Raw genomic sequence first — 16230 nt, forward strand, 5'->3', positions numbered from 1 at the left:
CGGGGCCGAGTGGACGATTCCCGCGTGCGGTTTCGCCCCGCTATCGCGGGACGACCCGCCGGGGGCGCTGCCCCCGGACCCCCGGGGTATTTGCCCCAAGAAGAAGCGGCCGGATCAAGGGGCCTGCCCATCACGGCACATGGTTACACGGGCCTGGCTCAGGCCCCGTCCTTGCCCACGTTCTCGGCGAAGGCCTTTTCGAAGGCAGCCTGTTTCTCGGGGCTGGCCTCGGTCTGGTGGCGTGCTTTCCAGTCCTCGTAGGGCATCCCGTAAAACGCCGCCCGCGCCGCGTCCTTGGACATCGCGATGCCCCGTTCGGCGGCGGCCTCCTGCAACCAGCGCGACAGGCAGTTGCGGCAGAACCCGGCCAGGTTCATCAGGTCGATGTTCTGCACATCGGGCCGGTCCTGCATCAGGTGCTGTTGCAGGCGGCGGAAGGCAGCGGCCTCGATTTCGGTGCGGGTCGCGTCGTCCATGGTTTCCTCCCTTTTCGGTCCGGTCACAATCCGGTGGCGGCCAGCGCCTCCTCGAGGATCGGCGCCAGCCTGTCGGCCCAGGCGATCTGGTCCTGCGGCGTCGCGATCACGTCGTTACGTAGCTCGATCAGCACGTTCAGCCGCCCGTGATCCATGGCATGGCGGTCCACCGCATCGCCGGGCAGATGCCCGCCATAGGGTTCGTTCTCGCCCACGCAGAGATCGGGTTCGCGGTTCAGCCGGTCGATCAGCGGGCGGGCCAGGCGGTCGTCGGCGGCGTGCAGCACGCCGATCTGCCAGGGCCGCTCGCCCCGGCCGCGCAGGCGGGGCGCGAAGCTGTGGATCGCCAGGTAGACCGTATCGGGCCGACGCGCGGCCATCTGAGCGATCGCGCGGTGATAGGGGCGCCAGAAGGCGTCAAGCCGACGTTCCAGTTCGGTCTCGTCGACATCGCGGTTGGCCGGGATCACCGTCCCGTCATAGAGCCGCATCACCAGCGTGGGATCGTCCTCGCCACGGTTGGGGTCGATCACCAGGCGCGAGAAATTCGACATCACCAGCGGCGCGCCCAGCCGTTCCGCCAGGCGCCGCGCCACGCCCGCCGCGCCGGGATCCCAGGCGATGTGGCGTTCCATATCTTCAGGCGCAAGGCCCAGATCGCCCCCGTTCACCGAGGGCGGCACGGTGTTCGCGGCGTGGTCGCAGGTCACCAGCCAGCGCGACGCTGCCCCGGGATCGCATATCTCGAAAGGATGGTAAGTCATGCCCATGTCATCTTTGACCGTCACATCCCCTTACGGCAGGCGCGACGCAAGCACCAGTTGTCTCCGGGGATGATTTCGGCCTAGAGAGATGCATACCGGGGCATACCGCGCCGCGATCCGAACAAGAGATGGGGCAGGATGAGACGTCTACGCAACCTGAAAGTGGTGGCCACGCTGGGGCCGTCTTCCGACGATTACAACATGATAAGGGCCTTGTTCGAGGCCGGGGCCGATGTGTTCCGGCTGAACATGAGCCACGGGTCGCACGAGGAAATCGCGCGCCGTCATGCCATCATCCGGCAGATCGAGACCGATACCGGGCGCCCCATCGCGATCCTGGCCGACCTGCAAGGCCCGAAACTGCGCTGCGGGATCTTTGCCAACAAGGCCGAAGAAATCGAGGAGGGGCAGAACTTTCGCTTTGACCTGTCGTCCGAACCCGGCGATTCGACACGGGTGCAACTGCCCCACAAAGAGATATTCGCCGCCCTGGAACCGGGCGCGACACTGTTGGTCAACGACGGCAAGCTGCGGCTGACGGTCAAATCCTGCGGCCCCGATCACGCCGATTGCGAGGTCGCGGTGGGCGGTACGATTTCCGACCGCAAGGGCGTGAACGTGCCCGACGTGGTGTTGCCGGTGGCGGCCCTGTCCGAAAAGGACCGCCGCGACCTGGATGCCGTTCTGGATCTTGGGGTTGACTGGGTTGCACTTTCCTTCGTGCAGCGCCCCGAGGACGTGACCGAGGCGCGCGCGATCGTGGGTGATCGGGCGGCGATCCTGTCCAAGATCGAAAAGCCTTCGGCGGTCAAATGTTTCGACGAGATCCTCGCGGTCTCGGATGGCATCATGGTGGCGCGTGGCGATCTGGGTGTTGAAATCCCGGTTCAGAACGTGCCGCCGATCCAGAAGCGCCTTGTGCGCGCCTGCCGCGCGGCGGCCAAGCCGGTGATCGTGGCCACGCAGATGCTGGAAAGCATGATCGAAAGCCCGGTGCCCACCCGCGCCGAGGTGTCCGACGTGGCGACGGCGATCTACGAGGGCGCTGACGCCGTGATGTTGTCGGCGGAGTCGGCGGCAGGACACTACCCGATCGAGGCCGTCAAGACGATGGACAAGGTGGCCATCGAGGTCGAAAGCGACCCCACCTATCGCGACATCATCGAGGCCAGCCGCCAGGCCAATCGTTCGACCGTGGCCGATGGCATCGTGGCCGCCGCGCGCGAGATTGCCGAGACCGCCGACATCAAGGCGATCTGCTGTTTCACCGAATCGGGCACGACCGCACTGAAGACCGCACGCGAGCGGCCCCGCGTCCCGATCCTGGCGCTGACCCCCTATGCCAAGACCGGACGGCGACTGAGCCTGTCCTGGGGGATCAACTGCTTTTTCAACGACAAGGTAGAGCGTTTCAAGATGGCCGTGGTCAGCGCGGCGCGCGCCGCGCGCGAGGGCGGCTATGGCAATGGCGAGGACCAGATCATCGTGATCGCCGGCCTGCCGTTCAATATTCCCGGCTCTACCAATATCCTGCGCGTTGCGCCCTGCGAGGAGCGGCTGATTTTCAACGTCGAGCCGGAATGACGGCAGGGCGACGCCCCGGTTTCGGTGGATGAGACCGGCGCCCCGGAAGGGTGGGGGCGGCCGACGCGCATTCGCCTGCTGCGGACGGATTGAATTGATCCAGGGCGGGTTTGCGGAAATACTGCCCCCGCGGACCTGTCCGGGAGCGGCGCATGGAAGCCGATATCTATCTTGTTGTCGGTGTGATCGCCGGGGTTCTGGCGATTCCCTCACTGCTTTCGGCCTTTTCCGAGGACCGCGCCCCACGGGCCGCGGCAGTCCTTGTGTTGATTGCCGCCGGCACGATCCTTGTGGCCACGATGAAAAAACCGGGGGGCTACCGGATCGCGGATATCCCCGAGGCCTTTACCCGCGTGGCGAGCCTGATCCTGAACTGATCCGCGATTGCCTCTTGCAACGGGGCGCCGGCGCCCCTATACGACGCCTTCGTCCGCGCGACCGGCCCATGTGGCATGCCGAGTCGTGCGTCAACCGCCCGCAAGAGGAGACGGAAATGCCCAAGATGAAGACGAAGTCGAGCGCCAAGAAGCGCTTCAAGGTGACGGCGAATGGCCGCATCAAGTGCGGCCAGGCCGGCAAGCGGCACGGCATGATCAAGCGGACGACCAAGTTCATCCGCACCGCCCGCGGCACGACCACCCTGTCGGCCCCGGACGAGAAGATCGCAAAGTCCTATATGCCCTACGACCGCTGAGGAGCCTGACACATGTCCCGAGTCAAAGGTGGTACCACCACGCACGCCCGCCACAAGAAGGTCATCAAGGCAGCCAAAGGCTATTACGGTCGCCGCAAGAATACCTTCCGCACCGCAACCCAGGCCGTCGACAAGGCCAACCAGTACGCGACGCGCGACCGCAAACAGCGCAAGCGCAATTTCCGTGCGCTGTGGATTCAGCGGATCAACGCCGCCGTGCGCGCCCATGACGAGGCGCTGACCTATTCGCGCTTCATCAACGGCCTGAACAATGCCGGGATCGAGGTCGATCGCAAGGTGCTGGCCGATCTGGCCGTGAACGAGCCCGATGCCTTCGGTGCGATCGTCGCAAAGGCCAAGGCCGCGCTCTGATCCTATCGCAGGACCTTGACTTCGAAACCCCGCCGGGCAAAGCTCCGACGGGGTTTTTTCTTGGGCGCGATATGGGTTACTTTTCAAGCTTCCTTCAGCAGACCGATGACCGGCTGCTGACGAAGTGGCTGCACTATTTCGAGGTCTACGAGCGTGAACTGACGCGCTTTCGCGACCGCCCGGTGTCGTTCCTGGAAATCGGTGTCTTCAAGGGCGGCTCCATCCCGATGTGGAAGGGCTACTTCGCCGAAGGCTCGCGCCTGACCTTCGTCGATATCGACCCCGAATGCACCTGCCTTGCCGAGGACGGCACCACCGTCGAGATCGGCAACCAGGCCGACCCCGCCTTCCTGCGGGAGCTGGCCCAAAAGCACGGCCCCTTCGACGTCGTCATCGACGACGGCAGCCATATCTGCCCCCACCAGGTCGCCAGTTTCGAAGGGCTTTGGCCGCATGTCCTCGATCATGGTGTCTATATCGTGGAGGATTGCCATACCTCCTATTGGCCCGGCTTCGGCGGCGGCTATCGGAACGAAGCAAGCTTCATCGAGTATTCCAAACGGCTCGTGGACCGGATGCACAGCTGGTACACCGACCAGGACGCGCTGTTCCCCTTCGATCCGATCGCGAAGGAAATCCTGGGGGTCCGCTTCTACGACTCGATTGTCGTGGTCGAAAAGCACAACAAGAAGGAACCGCCCGCGACCCTGACCGCCCGCGACGGCCAGGTAAAGCTGTCGCGCCGCGCGCTGCAGGTGCGCGGCCGCCGGTCCGCCTTTTCGGGACGCGACGGCAGCTGAGGGCCTGATCGGGCCCGTGCCGGCGCCGACGCCCCGCTGTCCTTGCGGGCCAGCCCGTCCGGTTTCCCTTGCCCCGCTCCATCGCATTTGCATTCCCCCGCCCCTGTGCTATCGACCGCGCGGACAGCGTGATCGGAGGGCCGGCGATGGAAGAGCTGAGGCAGAAATATCTCGACGCGATTGCGGGCGCGGGCGACGAGGCGGGACTGGAAGAGTTGCGTATCGCGGCCCTTGGCAAGAAGGGCGAGATCAGCCTGAGAATGCGCGAGCTGGGCAAGATGACGCCCGAGGAACGCCAGGTCATGGGGCCGGGGCTGAACGCGCTGAAAGACGAGATAAATTCGGCGCTGGCCGCGAAAAAGGCCGCGTTGGCAGATGCCGCCCTGAACGAACGTCTGCGTGCCGAATGGCTGGATGTCACCCTGCCCGGCCGCCCGCGCCCCGAGGGCAGTATCCACCCGGTTTCCCAGGTCACCGAAGAGGTCACAGCGATCTTTGCCGATATGGGCTTTGCCGTGGCCGAAGGCCCGCAGATCGAAAGCGACTGGTTCAATTTCGACGCGCTGAACATCCCGCCCGAACACCCCGCCCGGCAGGAACATGACACCTTTTTCATGTCACGCGCGGACGGCTGTGACCGCCCGCCCCACGTTCTGCGCACTCATACCAGCCCGGTGCAGATCCGCGCGATGCAGGCCCAGGGCGCACCGATCCGGGTGATCGCGCCGGGCCGCGTCTATCGCTGCGACTACGACCAGACGCATACGCCGATGTTCCACCAGGTCGAGGGGCTGGCCATCGACCGCGACATTTCCATGGCCAACCTGAAATGGGTGCTGGAGGAATTCTGCCGCGCGTTTTTCGAGGTGGAGGGCGTCGAACTGCGCTTTCGCGCGTCACACTTCCCCTTCACAGAGCCGTCGGCCGAGGTCGACATCCGCTGTTCGTGGGAGGGCGGCACGCTGAAGATCGGCGAAGGCAACGACTGGATGGAAATTTTGGGGAGCGGGATGGTCCACCCCAATGTGCTGAAAGCCGGCGGGATCGACCCGGATGAGTGGCAGGGCTTTGCCTTCGGCATGGGCATCGACCGGCTGGCAATGCTGAAATACGGCATCCCCGATTTGCGGGCGTTCTTCGACAGCGACCTGCGCTGGCTGCGGCATTACGGGTTCAGCGCGCTGGACATGCCGACATTGCATGGCGGGTTGAGCAGATGAAGCGGGATCGAAAGCTCCAATTGAGCGTATAGAAAGCCCTGACGACTCGTTGACGCTTTTCGAGCGCTTTTTGGAAAACGGAAAGTGACTGAAACCACCATCCGCCTTCGAACCGGCACGCGTCCTGACCGGCCTTCGTAATGGGTGGGGGCAACATCATGGCCGCCCCCGCCCGGCGCATCAGACGAAGATGAAGTCTTCGACGCTGAGCTGATCGACCGACACGCCCTGCAACCCGATCATATGGCCGTCATAGCCGATGATCACGCCGATCCCGGCATGTTCGACGGTCTTGAGGGCGTCGAACCGGACGGGCCGGACGACAGCACCGACAGCTCCCTTTTATCTTTCGGTCTGGCCGGATACGGCAGGCATCTGCCGCGACGGGCCACCCGCGTCGTGGATTGCCTCGCGGTGACTGCCAATACGCTTGCCGACATTGCCCACGCGGTTCCTTTTCATCCTCGCCGCACTGCGGCATAGTCGGTCGGGACTTTCCGGTTGCAAACATGGTACCCGCGCGATGCTGCCCGACAGCCTGTTACCCCTACCCACCGATCTGGCGCTGGTGGTGGCGATCCTGATCGCCGCGGTGACGATGTTCGCGGTCAACCGCCCGCGGATGGACGTGGTGGCGGTGATGGTGATAGTTGCACTGCCGCTGACCGGGGTGATCTCCATCTCCGAGGCGCTGGCGGGGTTTTCCGACAGCAACGTCATCCTGATCGCCGCGCTGTTCGTCGTCGGCGAGGCATTGGTGCAGACCGGCGTGACCCAGCGCATCGGCGATTGGGTGGCCGCGCGGGCGGGCCGCTCAGAGGCACGGCTGATCTTTTTACTGATGGTCGGGGCGGCAGCGCTGAGTTCGATCATGTCCTCGACCGGGGTGGTGGCGATCTTCATCCCGATGGTGCTGCGGATCGCGCGCAGCGCGCAGATCGCGCCGGGCCGGTTGATGATGCCGCTATCGATGGCGGCGCTGATCTCGGGGATGCTGACGCTGATCGGAACGCCGCCCAACCTGATCGTGCATGGTGAACTGGTCCGCCGCGGCGAAGAAGGCTTCGGGTTTTTCGATTTCACGCCCTTCGGGCTACCGATCCTGGTGCTGGCGATCCTTTACATGATCGCGCTGCGTCGGTTCATCGGGGGCGCCGCGGTGATCCCGCCCGATCCGGCCCGGCGCAGCCTGGGCGACTGGGTCGATGAATTCGACCTCGCCCATCGCGTCGCCCGGCTAAGGGTGGCGCCGGGCGCGCGGGCGACCGGCCAGCCGTTATCGGCGCTTGAACTTGATGCGCCCGACCGCCCGGCCGTGTTGGCAATCGAGCGCAATGGCAGCCGCAACGCCGATATCATCCAACCCCACCCGGATACCGTCCTGCGCGCGGGCGACGTGCTGATGATCGACGTGGCGGGGCAAGAGGGCACCCCGGATGCATCCCTCAACTGCTGGGGGCTTGTACCCCTGGGCCTGTCGGGGGGCTGGTTCACCGAGCGCGCCCGCGAGATGGGGCTGGCACAGGCCATGGTGCCGCCGAACTCGCCGCTGGCAGGCCAGAGCGTGGCCGGCGCGCGTTTTCCGGCACGCCATGACCTGTCGGTGATCGGGTTGCGCCACGGTGCCCGGCCGGTGCCCGGCGCGTTGCGGGACGAACTGCTGCGCCCAGGCGATACGCTGCTGCTGATGGGGACATGGCCGGATATCCACCGTCTGCGCGATCGGCGCGGAGAGGTGGTGATGCTGGATCTGCCCGGCGAGGCCGACGATGTCGCCCCCCGGGCCCGGCGCGCGCCGCAGGCATTGCTGGTCGTGGGCCTGATGATCCTCGGCATGGTGATAGGCGTGGCGCCCAACGTGCACCTGGTGTTGCTGGCCTGCCTCGCGCTTGGGTTGTTCGGCTGTGTCACCATGACCGGGGCCTATGGAGCCATGCACATGAAAAGCTTGGTCCTGATCGTGGGCATGCTGCCCTTTGCCTTGGCCCTGGAACGCACCGGTGGCGTGGACATGGCCGCTGCCGGGCTGATCGCGCTGGCCGGCGAGGCCAGCCCGCGGGTATTGCTGGCGGCGATCTTTCTGACGACCTCGCTGTTCAGCCTGTTCATATCCAACACCGCCACGGCGGTTCTGATGGCGCCGGTCGCGATGGCGGTGGCCGATAGCCTGGGCATTTCGCCCTACCCGTTCGCGATGACCGTCGCGCTTGCGGCCTCGGCGGCGTTCATGACACCGGTCAGCAGTCCGGTGAACACGCTGGTCCTCGGGCCGGGGGGGTATCGCTTCGTGGATTTCGTGCGCATCGGTCTGCCGTTTTCGGCCATCACGCTGGCGGTGGTGATTGCGATGGTGCCCGTCATCCTGCCTTTCTGAGCCGCTGACGGGACGCGCCTGGCCCCTGTCAGGCCTCCTCGAAATAGGCCGGGGTGCCCCGCGCCTCTACCGACCCGGCGATGCGGCGCAGACCGTGTACATAGGCCGCCTCGCGCAAGGACAGACCCATCTCGGAATGCAGCGCCCAAACCGCCTGGGTTTCGGTTTCCATCACGTCGCGCAGATGGTCGCGCACCCGCGACGCATCCCAATAGAATCCCGACCGGTTCTGCACCCATTCCAGATGCGACACGGTCACACCGCCGGAATTGGCAAGGATATCGGGAATGATGATCGTACCCTTTTCAGCCAGCCATGCATCCGCGGCGGGCGAGACCGGCCCATTGGCCATCTCCAGAATGACCCGGGCCTTGATCCGGGCCTGGTTATCCGCCGTGATCTGGCGTTCCAGCGCGGCCGGAACCAGAACGTCGACATCCAGTTCCAACAACTCGGCATTGGAAATCTCGCGCGTTTCACCATGACCCGGCGCGCCGAGAATGGCGCCTGTCCTTGACTTGTGCTCCATCACCGCGAGGGGGTCGAACCCGTCGGGATCGTGAATCGCACCGCGGGAATCACTCAGCGCCACGATCCGGTAGCCATCGGCATGCAACAGCTTGGCCGCGTGATAGCCGACATTGCCAAAGCCCTGGATCGCCACCGTCGCCTTGTCGGGAGACAGGCCAAGCGGCCCATGCAACTCGCGCAAGGCGACATAGCCGCCCCGCGCGGTCGCATCGATCCGGCCCCTTGTTCCGCCAAAGGCCAGCGGCTTGCCGGTCAGCGCCGTCGGCGAGGGCTGGCCGGTGATCGCGCTGTATTCGTCCGCCATCCACGCAAGAACGATGCCATTGGTATACATGTCCGGGGCCAGAATATCGCGATCAGGCCCGATGAAGGCCGCGAAGGCCTCGACATAGGCACGGCTCAGACGTTCCAGCTCGTTCGGCGACAATTCCTTGGTATCGACGCAGACACCGCCCTTGCCGCCACCAAAGGGCAAGTTGGCCACCGCGCATTTGAACGTCATCCAGAAGGCCAGCGTCTCGACCTCGTCAAGCGAGACATTGGGATGAAACCGAACGCCCCCCTTGGTCGGCCCGCGTCGGTCGTTATAGCGGCAGCGCCACGCCTTGAAGGCCCGGCGGCTGCCGTCATCCATCCGGATCAGCAGCGTCGCGGCCAGCGTTTCGCGCGGCCATTTCAGTTCCTCGTAGACATCGGGGTGGATGCTGAGCCGGTCGCAAGCGGCGCGCAGCGTCTCGCGCGCACGATCCAGCATCGAGACCCCGGGTATCTCGGACGTGGCTGGCTTTTTCGGCTTTGGGCGGGTCATTTGAACTGTCCTTTTTTGCATCAGCTTCTGAACCGATGCAGTGTGCTGTTTTGGCATGCTCCAATCTGGTCACGGCAAGTGCGCCAAGGAAACCCGGCACGAAACACTGGTCAATGTTAAATATTTTAACAACGAAGCCAGAGTCTTACATGATCCGGTAGTTGGGCGACTCTCTCGTGATCTGCACGTCGTGGACGTGGCTTTCCTTCAGGCCCGCCCCGGTGATGCGCACGAAGCTGCAGTTGGCGCGCATCTCGTCGACCGTGGCACAGCCGGTATAGCCCATCGCGGCCCGCAGCCCCCCCACCAGTTGGTGGATCACTGCGCCCGCGGCCCCCTTGTAGGGCACCTGCCCCTCGATTCCCTCGGGCACCAGCTTGTCGCTTGCGGCATCCTTCTGGAAATAGCGGTCGGCAGAACCGCGCGCCATCGCGCCGAGGCTGCCCATGCCACGATAGGATTTGAACGAACGGCCCTGGTAAAGGATCACCTCGCCAGGCGATTCGTCGGTGCCAGCCAGCATCGAGCCCACCATCGCGCAAGAGGCGCCCGCCGCGATCGCCTTGGCGAAATCGCCCGAGAACTTGATACCGCCATCGGCGATCACCGGCACGTCGCCGGCCGCCTGCGCGCAATCCAGGATCGCTGTCAGTTGCGGAACGCCCACGCCCGCCACCATCCGTGTCGTGCAGATGGAGCCGGGACCGATGCCAACCTTGACTGCATCCGCACCCGCGTCAATCAGCGCGCGGGTTGCCTCTGCCGTGGCGACATTGCCCGCGACCACCTGCACCGAACCGGCGGCCGCCTTTATCCGTTCGACGGCGCGGGCCACACCCTCCGAATGGCCATGCGCGGTGTCGATCACCACCATGTCGACGCCAGCCTCGATAAGCGCCTGCGACCGCTCGAATCCGGCATCGCCCACGGTCGAGGCCGCAGCCACGCGCAGCCGCCCGAGGTCGTCCTTGCAAGCCTGCGGATTCATCACCGCCTGTTCGGTATCTTTCAACGTCAACAGCCCGGTCAGCTTTCCCTCGCCATCGGTGATCAACAGCTTTTCGATCCGCCGTTCCTTCATCAGGCTCAGCGCCTCGGCACGGTCGACGGGTTCACGCAGCAGGGCCAGCTTGTCCGCGGTCATCATTGCCCGAACCGGGGTCGCGTCGCTGGTGGCAAACCGCATGTCGCGGTTGGTGACGATACCGACCACGTGGCCCGCCTCGTCCACCACCGGGAAACCTGTGAAATTGTAGCGCTCGATCAGAGCCTTGGCATCGCCCAGCGTCTGGTCGGGACGCAGGGTGATCGGGCTGTAGACAACCCCCGATTCAAACCGTTTCACCCGCCGCACCTCACGCGCCTGTTCCTCGACATCAAGGTTGCGGTGGATCACCCCGATACCGCCCGCCTGCGCCATGGCGATGGCCATGCGATGCTCGGTCACGGTGTCCATGGCGGAGCTGACCAGCGGGATGTTCAGCCGGATGTCGCGGGTCACGCGGGTCCGGGTATCGGCCTGGTTGGGCAGGACCGAGCTGGCGGCGGGAACCAGAAGCACATCGTCGAAGGTAAGCGCCTCGCGAATCTCCATGGGCGGTCTCCTAGGGAGGTTTCGTCTGGCGCTTCCCTATTTCACGGCATGAGCGAAAAGGAAAGGGGGAATGCCGGGAAACGGCCTTGCGGCCGCTGGCCTCCGGCCGGGGTATTTGCACCAAGAAGAAGGCAGGCTCAGCAACAGGTCTGTTCGAGATCATCCAGCAATCCAAGCGCGGCCTGGTCATCGATCTCTTCGAAAAAGGCGCGCAGCGTGTTGACCTGCGAGCCGATGAAATGCAGGTCGTCATTTCCCATGCGCTGGCGCTGAACCAGTTTCATCTCGAAATAGGCAACCCAGCGGGAGTCGGTCGCGGCGATCTGCGCATCCAGCATTTGCATCAGCCGCGCGGCCCGCCCGTCGCAATCGATACCGGAAAAACTGACATAGCGATCGGGGCTGTGGTCGGTCATCCTGTACTCCTTGTCTTCTGCCCTGCCCGCGCATAGCGCGGCGCGGCCGGGCGCGTCTGCACCGGGCATGTCCCGACCTTGGTGCAGATCAAAAAAGTATGAAAAATCGGCGATTTTTCATAATATTGCCCAATGCACCGGCAGGCGGAGGATCGCCGCGAAGATGCGGCCGGCCAGCGCCGGAAGGGCAAATTTATCCTTTACCCGTCCGGTCGTGCCGTTACTCTGCATCGCCAATAAAACTACGGGAGGATCATCCATGAAGACGTTGCTGGGCGCCGTGACGGTTGCCGCATTTTCGCTGGGGCTTGCCACCGAGGCCATGGCCGAGGAATGGAATGTCTCGCTTTGGGGCAAGCGCCGCGCCTTTACGGAGCATGTCGAAAAGCTGGCCGAGTTGGTTTCGGAAAAGACCGGGGGCGCGTTCACCCTGAACATTTCTTATGGCGGGCTGTCACAGAATACCGAGAACCTCGACGGGATTTCGATCGGCGCCTTCGAAATGGCGCAGTTCTGCGCGGGCTATCACCGCGACAAGAACCCCTCGATCACGGTGCTGGAACTGCCCTTCCTCGGGATTTCCTCGCTGGACCAGGAGCGCGAGATCAGCATGGCGCTGTATGACCACCCGGCGGTACGGAACGACCTGGCGCGCTGGAATGCGACTCTTTTGATGCCTTCGCCGCTGCCGCAGTACAATTTCGTCGGCGTGGGCGAGGCGCCCCGCACGCTTGACGATTACAAGGGCATGACCGTGCGCGCCACCGGCGGCATTGGCGCGGCTATGGAAATGATCGGCGCGGTGCCCACCTCGATGTCGGCCACCGAGGTACGGCAAGCGCTGGATTCGGGCGTGGTCAAGGCGGTATCCTTTGCCCCGCATGCACACATGTCCTTTGGCACGATCGAGACCGGGGCGTGGTGGACCACCAACCTCAATCCCGGCACGGTGAATTGTCCCGTCGTGGTGAACACCGATGCGCTGGATGCACTGTCGGACGAACACCGCGAGGCCTTGCTGGGGTCGGTCGACGAGGCGCTGGATCACTACATCGACTATTACAACAACGAGACGATGGCCAAATGGGGCCCCGCCCTGGAAGAACGCGCGATCGAGCAGATCACCTATTCCGCCGAGGCGCTCGCCACTTTCCAGCAAGCTGCGGCAGGCCCCGCCGCCACCGCCTGGATCGGGGAAATGAATGACCGCGGCCTGCCCGCGCAGGAACTTTACGATTTCGTCATCGGCATGATCGGGCAGTAGCCCCCGCCGACAGTCCGACAGGCGTGCGCCCCGGCGATGGTCCGGGGCGCGCAGGACGGTGACGCACAGCAGATCGGAGAGCCCCATGGCCGCCCTCGCCCCGGTGCTGGAGGATACAAGCCTCTTGTCCCGCCTCGATCGTTCGCTTTACCGGCTTGAGCGTGTGCTGGCCCTTTTATCGGGACTGGCAGTGTTCGGCCTGATGGTCCTGGCGGTGGGATCGGTCGGCGGGCGCCACCTGTTCAACGCGCCGCTGCCGGGCTATGTCGACTGGATCCAGCAGGCGATGCCGTTGATCGCGTTCATGGGCATCGCCTATACCCAGCGCGACGGCGGGCATATCCGCATGGATATCCTGATCGGTGCGCTCAGGGGGCGACTGTTATGGGCGGCCGAGTTCGTCACCACATTCGCGATCCTGGGTCTCATGGTCCTTCTGGTCTGGGGAAGCTGGGCGCATTTCCAGCGCAGTTTCGATTTTACCGCGCCGATGTGGAGCCGGGATTCGAGTTTTGACATCAACCTGCCGCTCTGGCCGGCCAAGCTGTTGGCGCCAGTGGCCTTTTGCGTGCTGTGCCTTCGGCTGGCGCTGCAACTTTGGGGATATGGGCGGGCATTCGTTCTGAACCTGGCCGAGCCGGTCGCCGTGCCGCTGGTGCGATCGGCAGCCGAGATGGCCGCGGCCGAGGCCGAGCATGTTTCGGGCGCGGACAGCTAGGGGAAATGCATGGAACCTGTTGATATCGGCATCGCGGTCAGCCTGGGCCTCCTGGTCATGGTCGTTCTGGGCATGCGCGTGGCCTTTGCCGCGGCGCTTGCGGGGCTGATCGGGCTGGTCTGGATCTTCTGGTCGAAAAAGGGCTATGATCCGGCAGATTTCGGCTGGGCGCTGAGCGTCGCGGTCAAGACCGCGGGGCAAGTGCCCCATTCCAAGGTCGCCAGCCAGGCGCTGAGCCTGATCCCCACCTTCATCCTGATCGGCTATCTGGCCTATTACGCGGGTCTCACGCGGGCCCTGTTCGAGGCGGCAAAGCGTTGGTTGGGCTGGGTGCCGGGAGGTATGGCGGTGTCCACCGTCTTTGCCACCGCGGGTTTTGCCGCGGTCTCGGGCGCCTCGGTCGCCACCGCCGCCGTCTTTGCCCGCATCGCCATTCCAGAGATGCTGAAGGCCGGCTATGACAAGCGTTTCGCCGCCGGCGTGGTGGCCGCGGGCGGCACGCTGGCCAGCCTGATCCCGCCCTCGGCAATCCTGGTGATCTACGCCATCATCGTGGAACAGGACGTGGGCAAGCTGCTGCTGGCGGGGTTCATCCCCGGCGTGGTGTCGGCGCTGATCTATGCCGCGCTGATCATGGGGCTGGCCCTGACGATCAGGGGCTTTGGTCCACCAGTGCGCGGGTTCACCTGGGGCCAGCGGCTGCACGCGCTGCGGCCGGCGCTGCCGATCGTATTCGTGGTGATGACCATCGTCCTGTTCGTTTACAACCCGTTTGGCGGAGATGCCTGGGGCACGCCGACCGAGGGCGGTGCGATCGGGGCCTTCGTGGTGTTCCTGATGGCGCTGTGGCATGGCATGCGCTGGAACCAGTTCAAGGACGCGCTGCTGGAAACGGCGAAGCTGTCGGTGATGATCTTTACGATCATCTGGGGGGTACTGATCTATGTGCGCTTCCTCGGCTTTGCCGACCTGCCCGGTGCGTTCTCGGACTGGATCACCTCGCTTGAGCAGTCGCCGATGCTGACGCTGGTCATGATCCTGCTGGCCTATGCGGTGCTGGGCATGTTCATGGACGCGATCGGGATGCTGCTCTTGACGCTGCCGGTGGTCTACCCGGCGGTGATGGCGCTGAACGGGGGCGAGTTCGTATCGGCAGCCGACAGCACCTTTGGCATGTCGGGACCGATGTGCGCGATCTGGTTCGGCATCCTGGTGGTCAAGATGGCCGAGTTCTGCCTGATCACGCCACCTATCGGGCTGAACTGTTTCGTGGTGGCCGGGGTGCGCGACGATATCAGCGTGCAGGACGTGTTCCGGGGGGTCACGCCGTTCTTCGTCGCCGATGCAGTCACCATCGCGGTGCTCGTGGCGGTGCCGGGTATCGTGCTGTGGCTACCGGGCCTTGCGTGACAAGGACGATTTTTCTGTGAAAAATCGTGCCTCCGGCGGGGGTATTTGGACCAAGAAGAAGATCAGCGATAGAGCAATGAGCGCCCCTCGGCAAAGAGGTGAAGATTTTCGGGCGCGGCGGCGATGCGGAGGGTTCGGCCGTGTAATCCCGCATGGATGCCCGGCAGCCGGGCAATGACGGTTTGGCCACCCGGTCGACACGGGGCGAAATGGAGTTGCGTGACCTCGCCCAGCACCTCGACCAGTTCCACGCGGGCCGCGAGGGCATGGGTCGCAGACTCGGTGGGGTACATGTGTTCGGGCCGGATGCCGACGGTCACGCGCCGGCCCTTGTCACCGGGACAGGTGGGGACAAGCGCCGCGATGCTGCCGCCGCCACGGGCGAGCCGAAGCATCGTCACCTCGCCAGTTTGGACGATTTCTCCGGCGAGAAGGTTCATCGCGGGCGACCCGATGAACCGTGCCACGAATTCGGAACGCGGTTTTCGATAGAGGGTAAGCGGCGCGCCGACCTGCGCGATCCCCTTGCAGCCCAGCACCGCGATACGGTCGGCCAGGGTCATCGCCTCGACCTGGTCATGGGTGACGTAGATCATCGTCCTGTCGGGCATCGCCTGTTTCAGTTTCGCGATCTCGATCCGGGTAGCGACGCGCAGCGCCGCGTCGAGGTTCGATAAGGGTTCGTCGAAAAGGTAGACCCAGGGATCGCGCAGGATCGCGCGGCCGATGGCAACGCGCTGGCGCTGACCGCCCGACAATGCAGCAGGCAACCGGTCGAGACAGGAGCCAAGTTGCAGGGCGTGCGCGGTGCGCGTGACCGCGGCGTCGATCTCGGCCCGGCCTTGCCCCGCCATCCTGAGCGCAAAGCCCATATTCTGGCGCACGCTCATATGCGGGTAAAGCGCGTAGGACTGAAAGACCATCGCGATGCCGCGCCGTGCGGGAGGCACCTCGTTCATCCGCACCCCGTCGATCTCAAGCGTGCCGGCGGTGATCTGTTCCAGGCCCGCAATCATCCGCAGGAGCGTGGACTTGCCACAGCCCGAGGGGCCGACGAGGACGAACAGTTCCCCGGCCTCGATATGCAGGTTGATATTCTTCAGGATCTCGACCGCCCCGAAACTCTTGCCGATCCCCGCCAACCTCAGGTCCGCCATCGGGCTCGTTCCTTGTGTTGCTTTGGCCCGCGCGCATCCGCGGGCGAT

18 protein-coding genes are annotated in these 16230 nt (G+C 64.6%); 11 read left to right on the forward strand and 7 right to left on the reverse strand.

The features are described 5' to 3' along the window. Positions 1–158: 158 nt before the first annotated feature. Together EV663_RS13055 and EV663_RS13060 are read right to left on the reverse strand one after the other, a co-directional pair. Complete coding sequence (locus tag EV663_RS13055; RefSeq protein WP_132952573.1) at positions 159–476, reverse strand: DUF1244 domain-containing protein; 318 nt, start codon at positions 474–476, stop codon at positions 159–161. A gap of 23 nt (positions 477–499) precedes the next feature. Continuing rightward, positions 500–1240, reverse strand: a complete 741-nt coding sequence (locus EV663_RS13060; RefSeq protein WP_132952575.1) for an N-formylglutamate amidohydrolase — start codon at positions 1238–1240, stop codon at positions 500–502. A gap of 138 nt (positions 1241–1378) precedes the next feature. Here EV663_RS13060 and pyk point away from each other — a divergent pair, with 138 nt between their 5' ends. The 8 genes from pyk to EV663_RS13100 all read left to right on the forward strand — a co-directional run bounded on the left by pyk (position 1379) and on the right by EV663_RS13100 (position 8284). Next, the gene (pyk, locus tag EV663_RS13065; RefSeq protein ID WP_132952577.1) at positions 1379–2824 is read left to right on the forward strand and encodes a pyruvate kinase; all 1446 of its coding nucleotides are present in this window, start codon (positions 1379–1381) and stop codon (positions 2822–2824) included. 152 nt (positions 2825–2976) lie between these two features. Beyond that, a complete protein-coding gene (locus tag EV663_RS13070) occupies positions 2977–3201 on the forward strand; it encodes a hypothetical protein (protein WP_132952579.1) in 225 nt (74 codons plus the stop codon). Positions 3202–3317: 116 nt separating this feature from the next. Continuing rightward, complete coding sequence (gene rpmI, locus EV663_RS13075; RefSeq protein WP_132952581.1) at positions 3318–3518, forward strand: 50S ribosomal protein L35; 201 nt, start codon at positions 3318–3320, stop codon at positions 3516–3518. Between the two features lie 12 nt (positions 3519–3530). Further along, positions 3531–3890 carry a 50S ribosomal protein L20 gene (gene rplT / locus EV663_RS13080; protein ID WP_132952583.1) on the forward strand — a complete coding sequence of 120 codons (360 nt, stop codon included), beginning with the start codon at positions 3531–3533 and terminating at the stop codon, positions 3888–3890. 71 nt (positions 3891–3961) lie between these two features. Next, positions 3962–4690, forward strand: a complete 729-nt coding sequence (locus EV663_RS13085) for a class I SAM-dependent methyltransferase (RefSeq protein ID WP_132952585.1) — start codon at positions 3962–3964, stop codon at positions 4688–4690. A 146-nt stretch (positions 4691–4836) separates the two neighbouring features. Next, on the forward strand, positions 4837–5910 hold the full coding sequence (gene pheS, locus EV663_RS13090; RefSeq protein ID WP_132952587.1) for a phenylalanine--tRNA ligase subunit alpha: 1074 nt from the start codon (positions 4837–4839) through the stop codon (positions 5908–5910). 243 nt (positions 5911–6153) lie between these two features. After that, positions 6154–6393, forward strand: a complete 240-nt coding sequence (locus tag EV663_RS13095) for a hypothetical protein (protein WP_132952589.1) — start codon at positions 6154–6156, stop codon at positions 6391–6393. 40 nt (positions 6394–6433) lie between these two features. Continuing rightward, positions 6434–8284: an SLC13 family permease gene (locus tag EV663_RS13100; protein ID WP_132952591.1), complete on the forward strand. Its 1851-nt coding sequence runs from the start codon at positions 6434–6436 to the stop codon at positions 8282–8284. Positions 8285–8312: 28 nt separating this feature from the next. On the opposite strand, the gene EV663_RS13105 is transcribed toward EV663_RS13100, so the two are convergent. The 4 genes from EV663_RS13105 to EV663_RS15655 form a co-directional block, all read right to left on the reverse strand. After that, complete coding sequence (locus tag EV663_RS13105) at positions 8313–9623, reverse strand: Glu/Leu/Phe/Val family dehydrogenase (RefSeq protein WP_243697964.1); 1311 nt, start codon at positions 9621–9623, stop codon at positions 8313–8315. A gap of 145 nt (positions 9624–9768) precedes the next feature. After that, positions 9769–11217, reverse strand: a complete 1449-nt coding sequence (gene guaB / locus EV663_RS13110) for an IMP dehydrogenase (RefSeq protein WP_132952593.1) — start codon at positions 11215–11217, stop codon at positions 9769–9771. Positions 11218–11354: 137 nt separating this feature from the next. Next, positions 11355–11633, reverse strand: coding sequence for a N(2)-fixation sustaining protein CowN (cowN, locus tag EV663_RS13115; protein WP_132952595.1), 279 nt, complete (start codon positions 11631–11633; stop codon positions 11355–11357). A gap of 117 nt (positions 11634–11750) precedes the next feature. Next, positions 11751–11894: a hypothetical protein gene (locus EV663_RS15655; protein ID WP_165910198.1), complete on the reverse strand. Its 144-nt coding sequence runs from the start codon at positions 11892–11894 to the stop codon at positions 11751–11753. Between EV663_RS15655 and dctP the strand changes: the two genes are divergently transcribed. The 3 genes from dctP (at position 11893) to EV663_RS13130 (ending at position 15025) form a co-directional block, all read left to right on the forward strand. Then, positions 11893–12897, forward strand: coding sequence for a TRAP transporter substrate-binding protein DctP (dctP, locus tag EV663_RS13120; RefSeq protein WP_132952597.1), 1005 nt, complete (start codon positions 11893–11895; stop codon positions 12895–12897). The two genes, EV663_RS15655 and dctP, sit on opposite strands and share 2 nt — an antisense overlap. Before the next feature lie 85 nt (positions 12898–12982). Next, a complete protein-coding gene (locus EV663_RS13125; protein ID WP_132952599.1) occupies positions 12983–13615 on the forward strand; it encodes a TRAP transporter small permease subunit in 633 nt (210 codons plus the stop codon). Positions 13616–13624: 9 nt separating this feature from the next. Beyond that, complete coding sequence (locus EV663_RS13130; RefSeq protein WP_132952601.1) at positions 13625–15025, forward strand: TRAP transporter large permease; 1401 nt, start codon at positions 13625–13627, stop codon at positions 15023–15025. A gap of 62 nt (positions 15026–15087) precedes the next feature. On the opposite strand, the gene EV663_RS13135 is transcribed toward EV663_RS13130, so the two are convergent. Beyond that, positions 15088–16182, reverse strand: a complete 1095-nt coding sequence (locus EV663_RS13135; protein ID WP_132952603.1) for an ABC transporter ATP-binding protein — start codon at positions 16180–16182, stop codon at positions 15088–15090. Positions 16183–16230 lie beyond the last annotated feature (48 nt).

It is taken from the genome of Rhodovulum bhavnagarense (assembly GCF_004343505.1).
Lineage (GTDB): Bacteria > Pseudomonadota > Alphaproteobacteria > Rhodobacterales > Rhodobacteraceae > Rhodovulum > Rhodovulum bhavnagarense.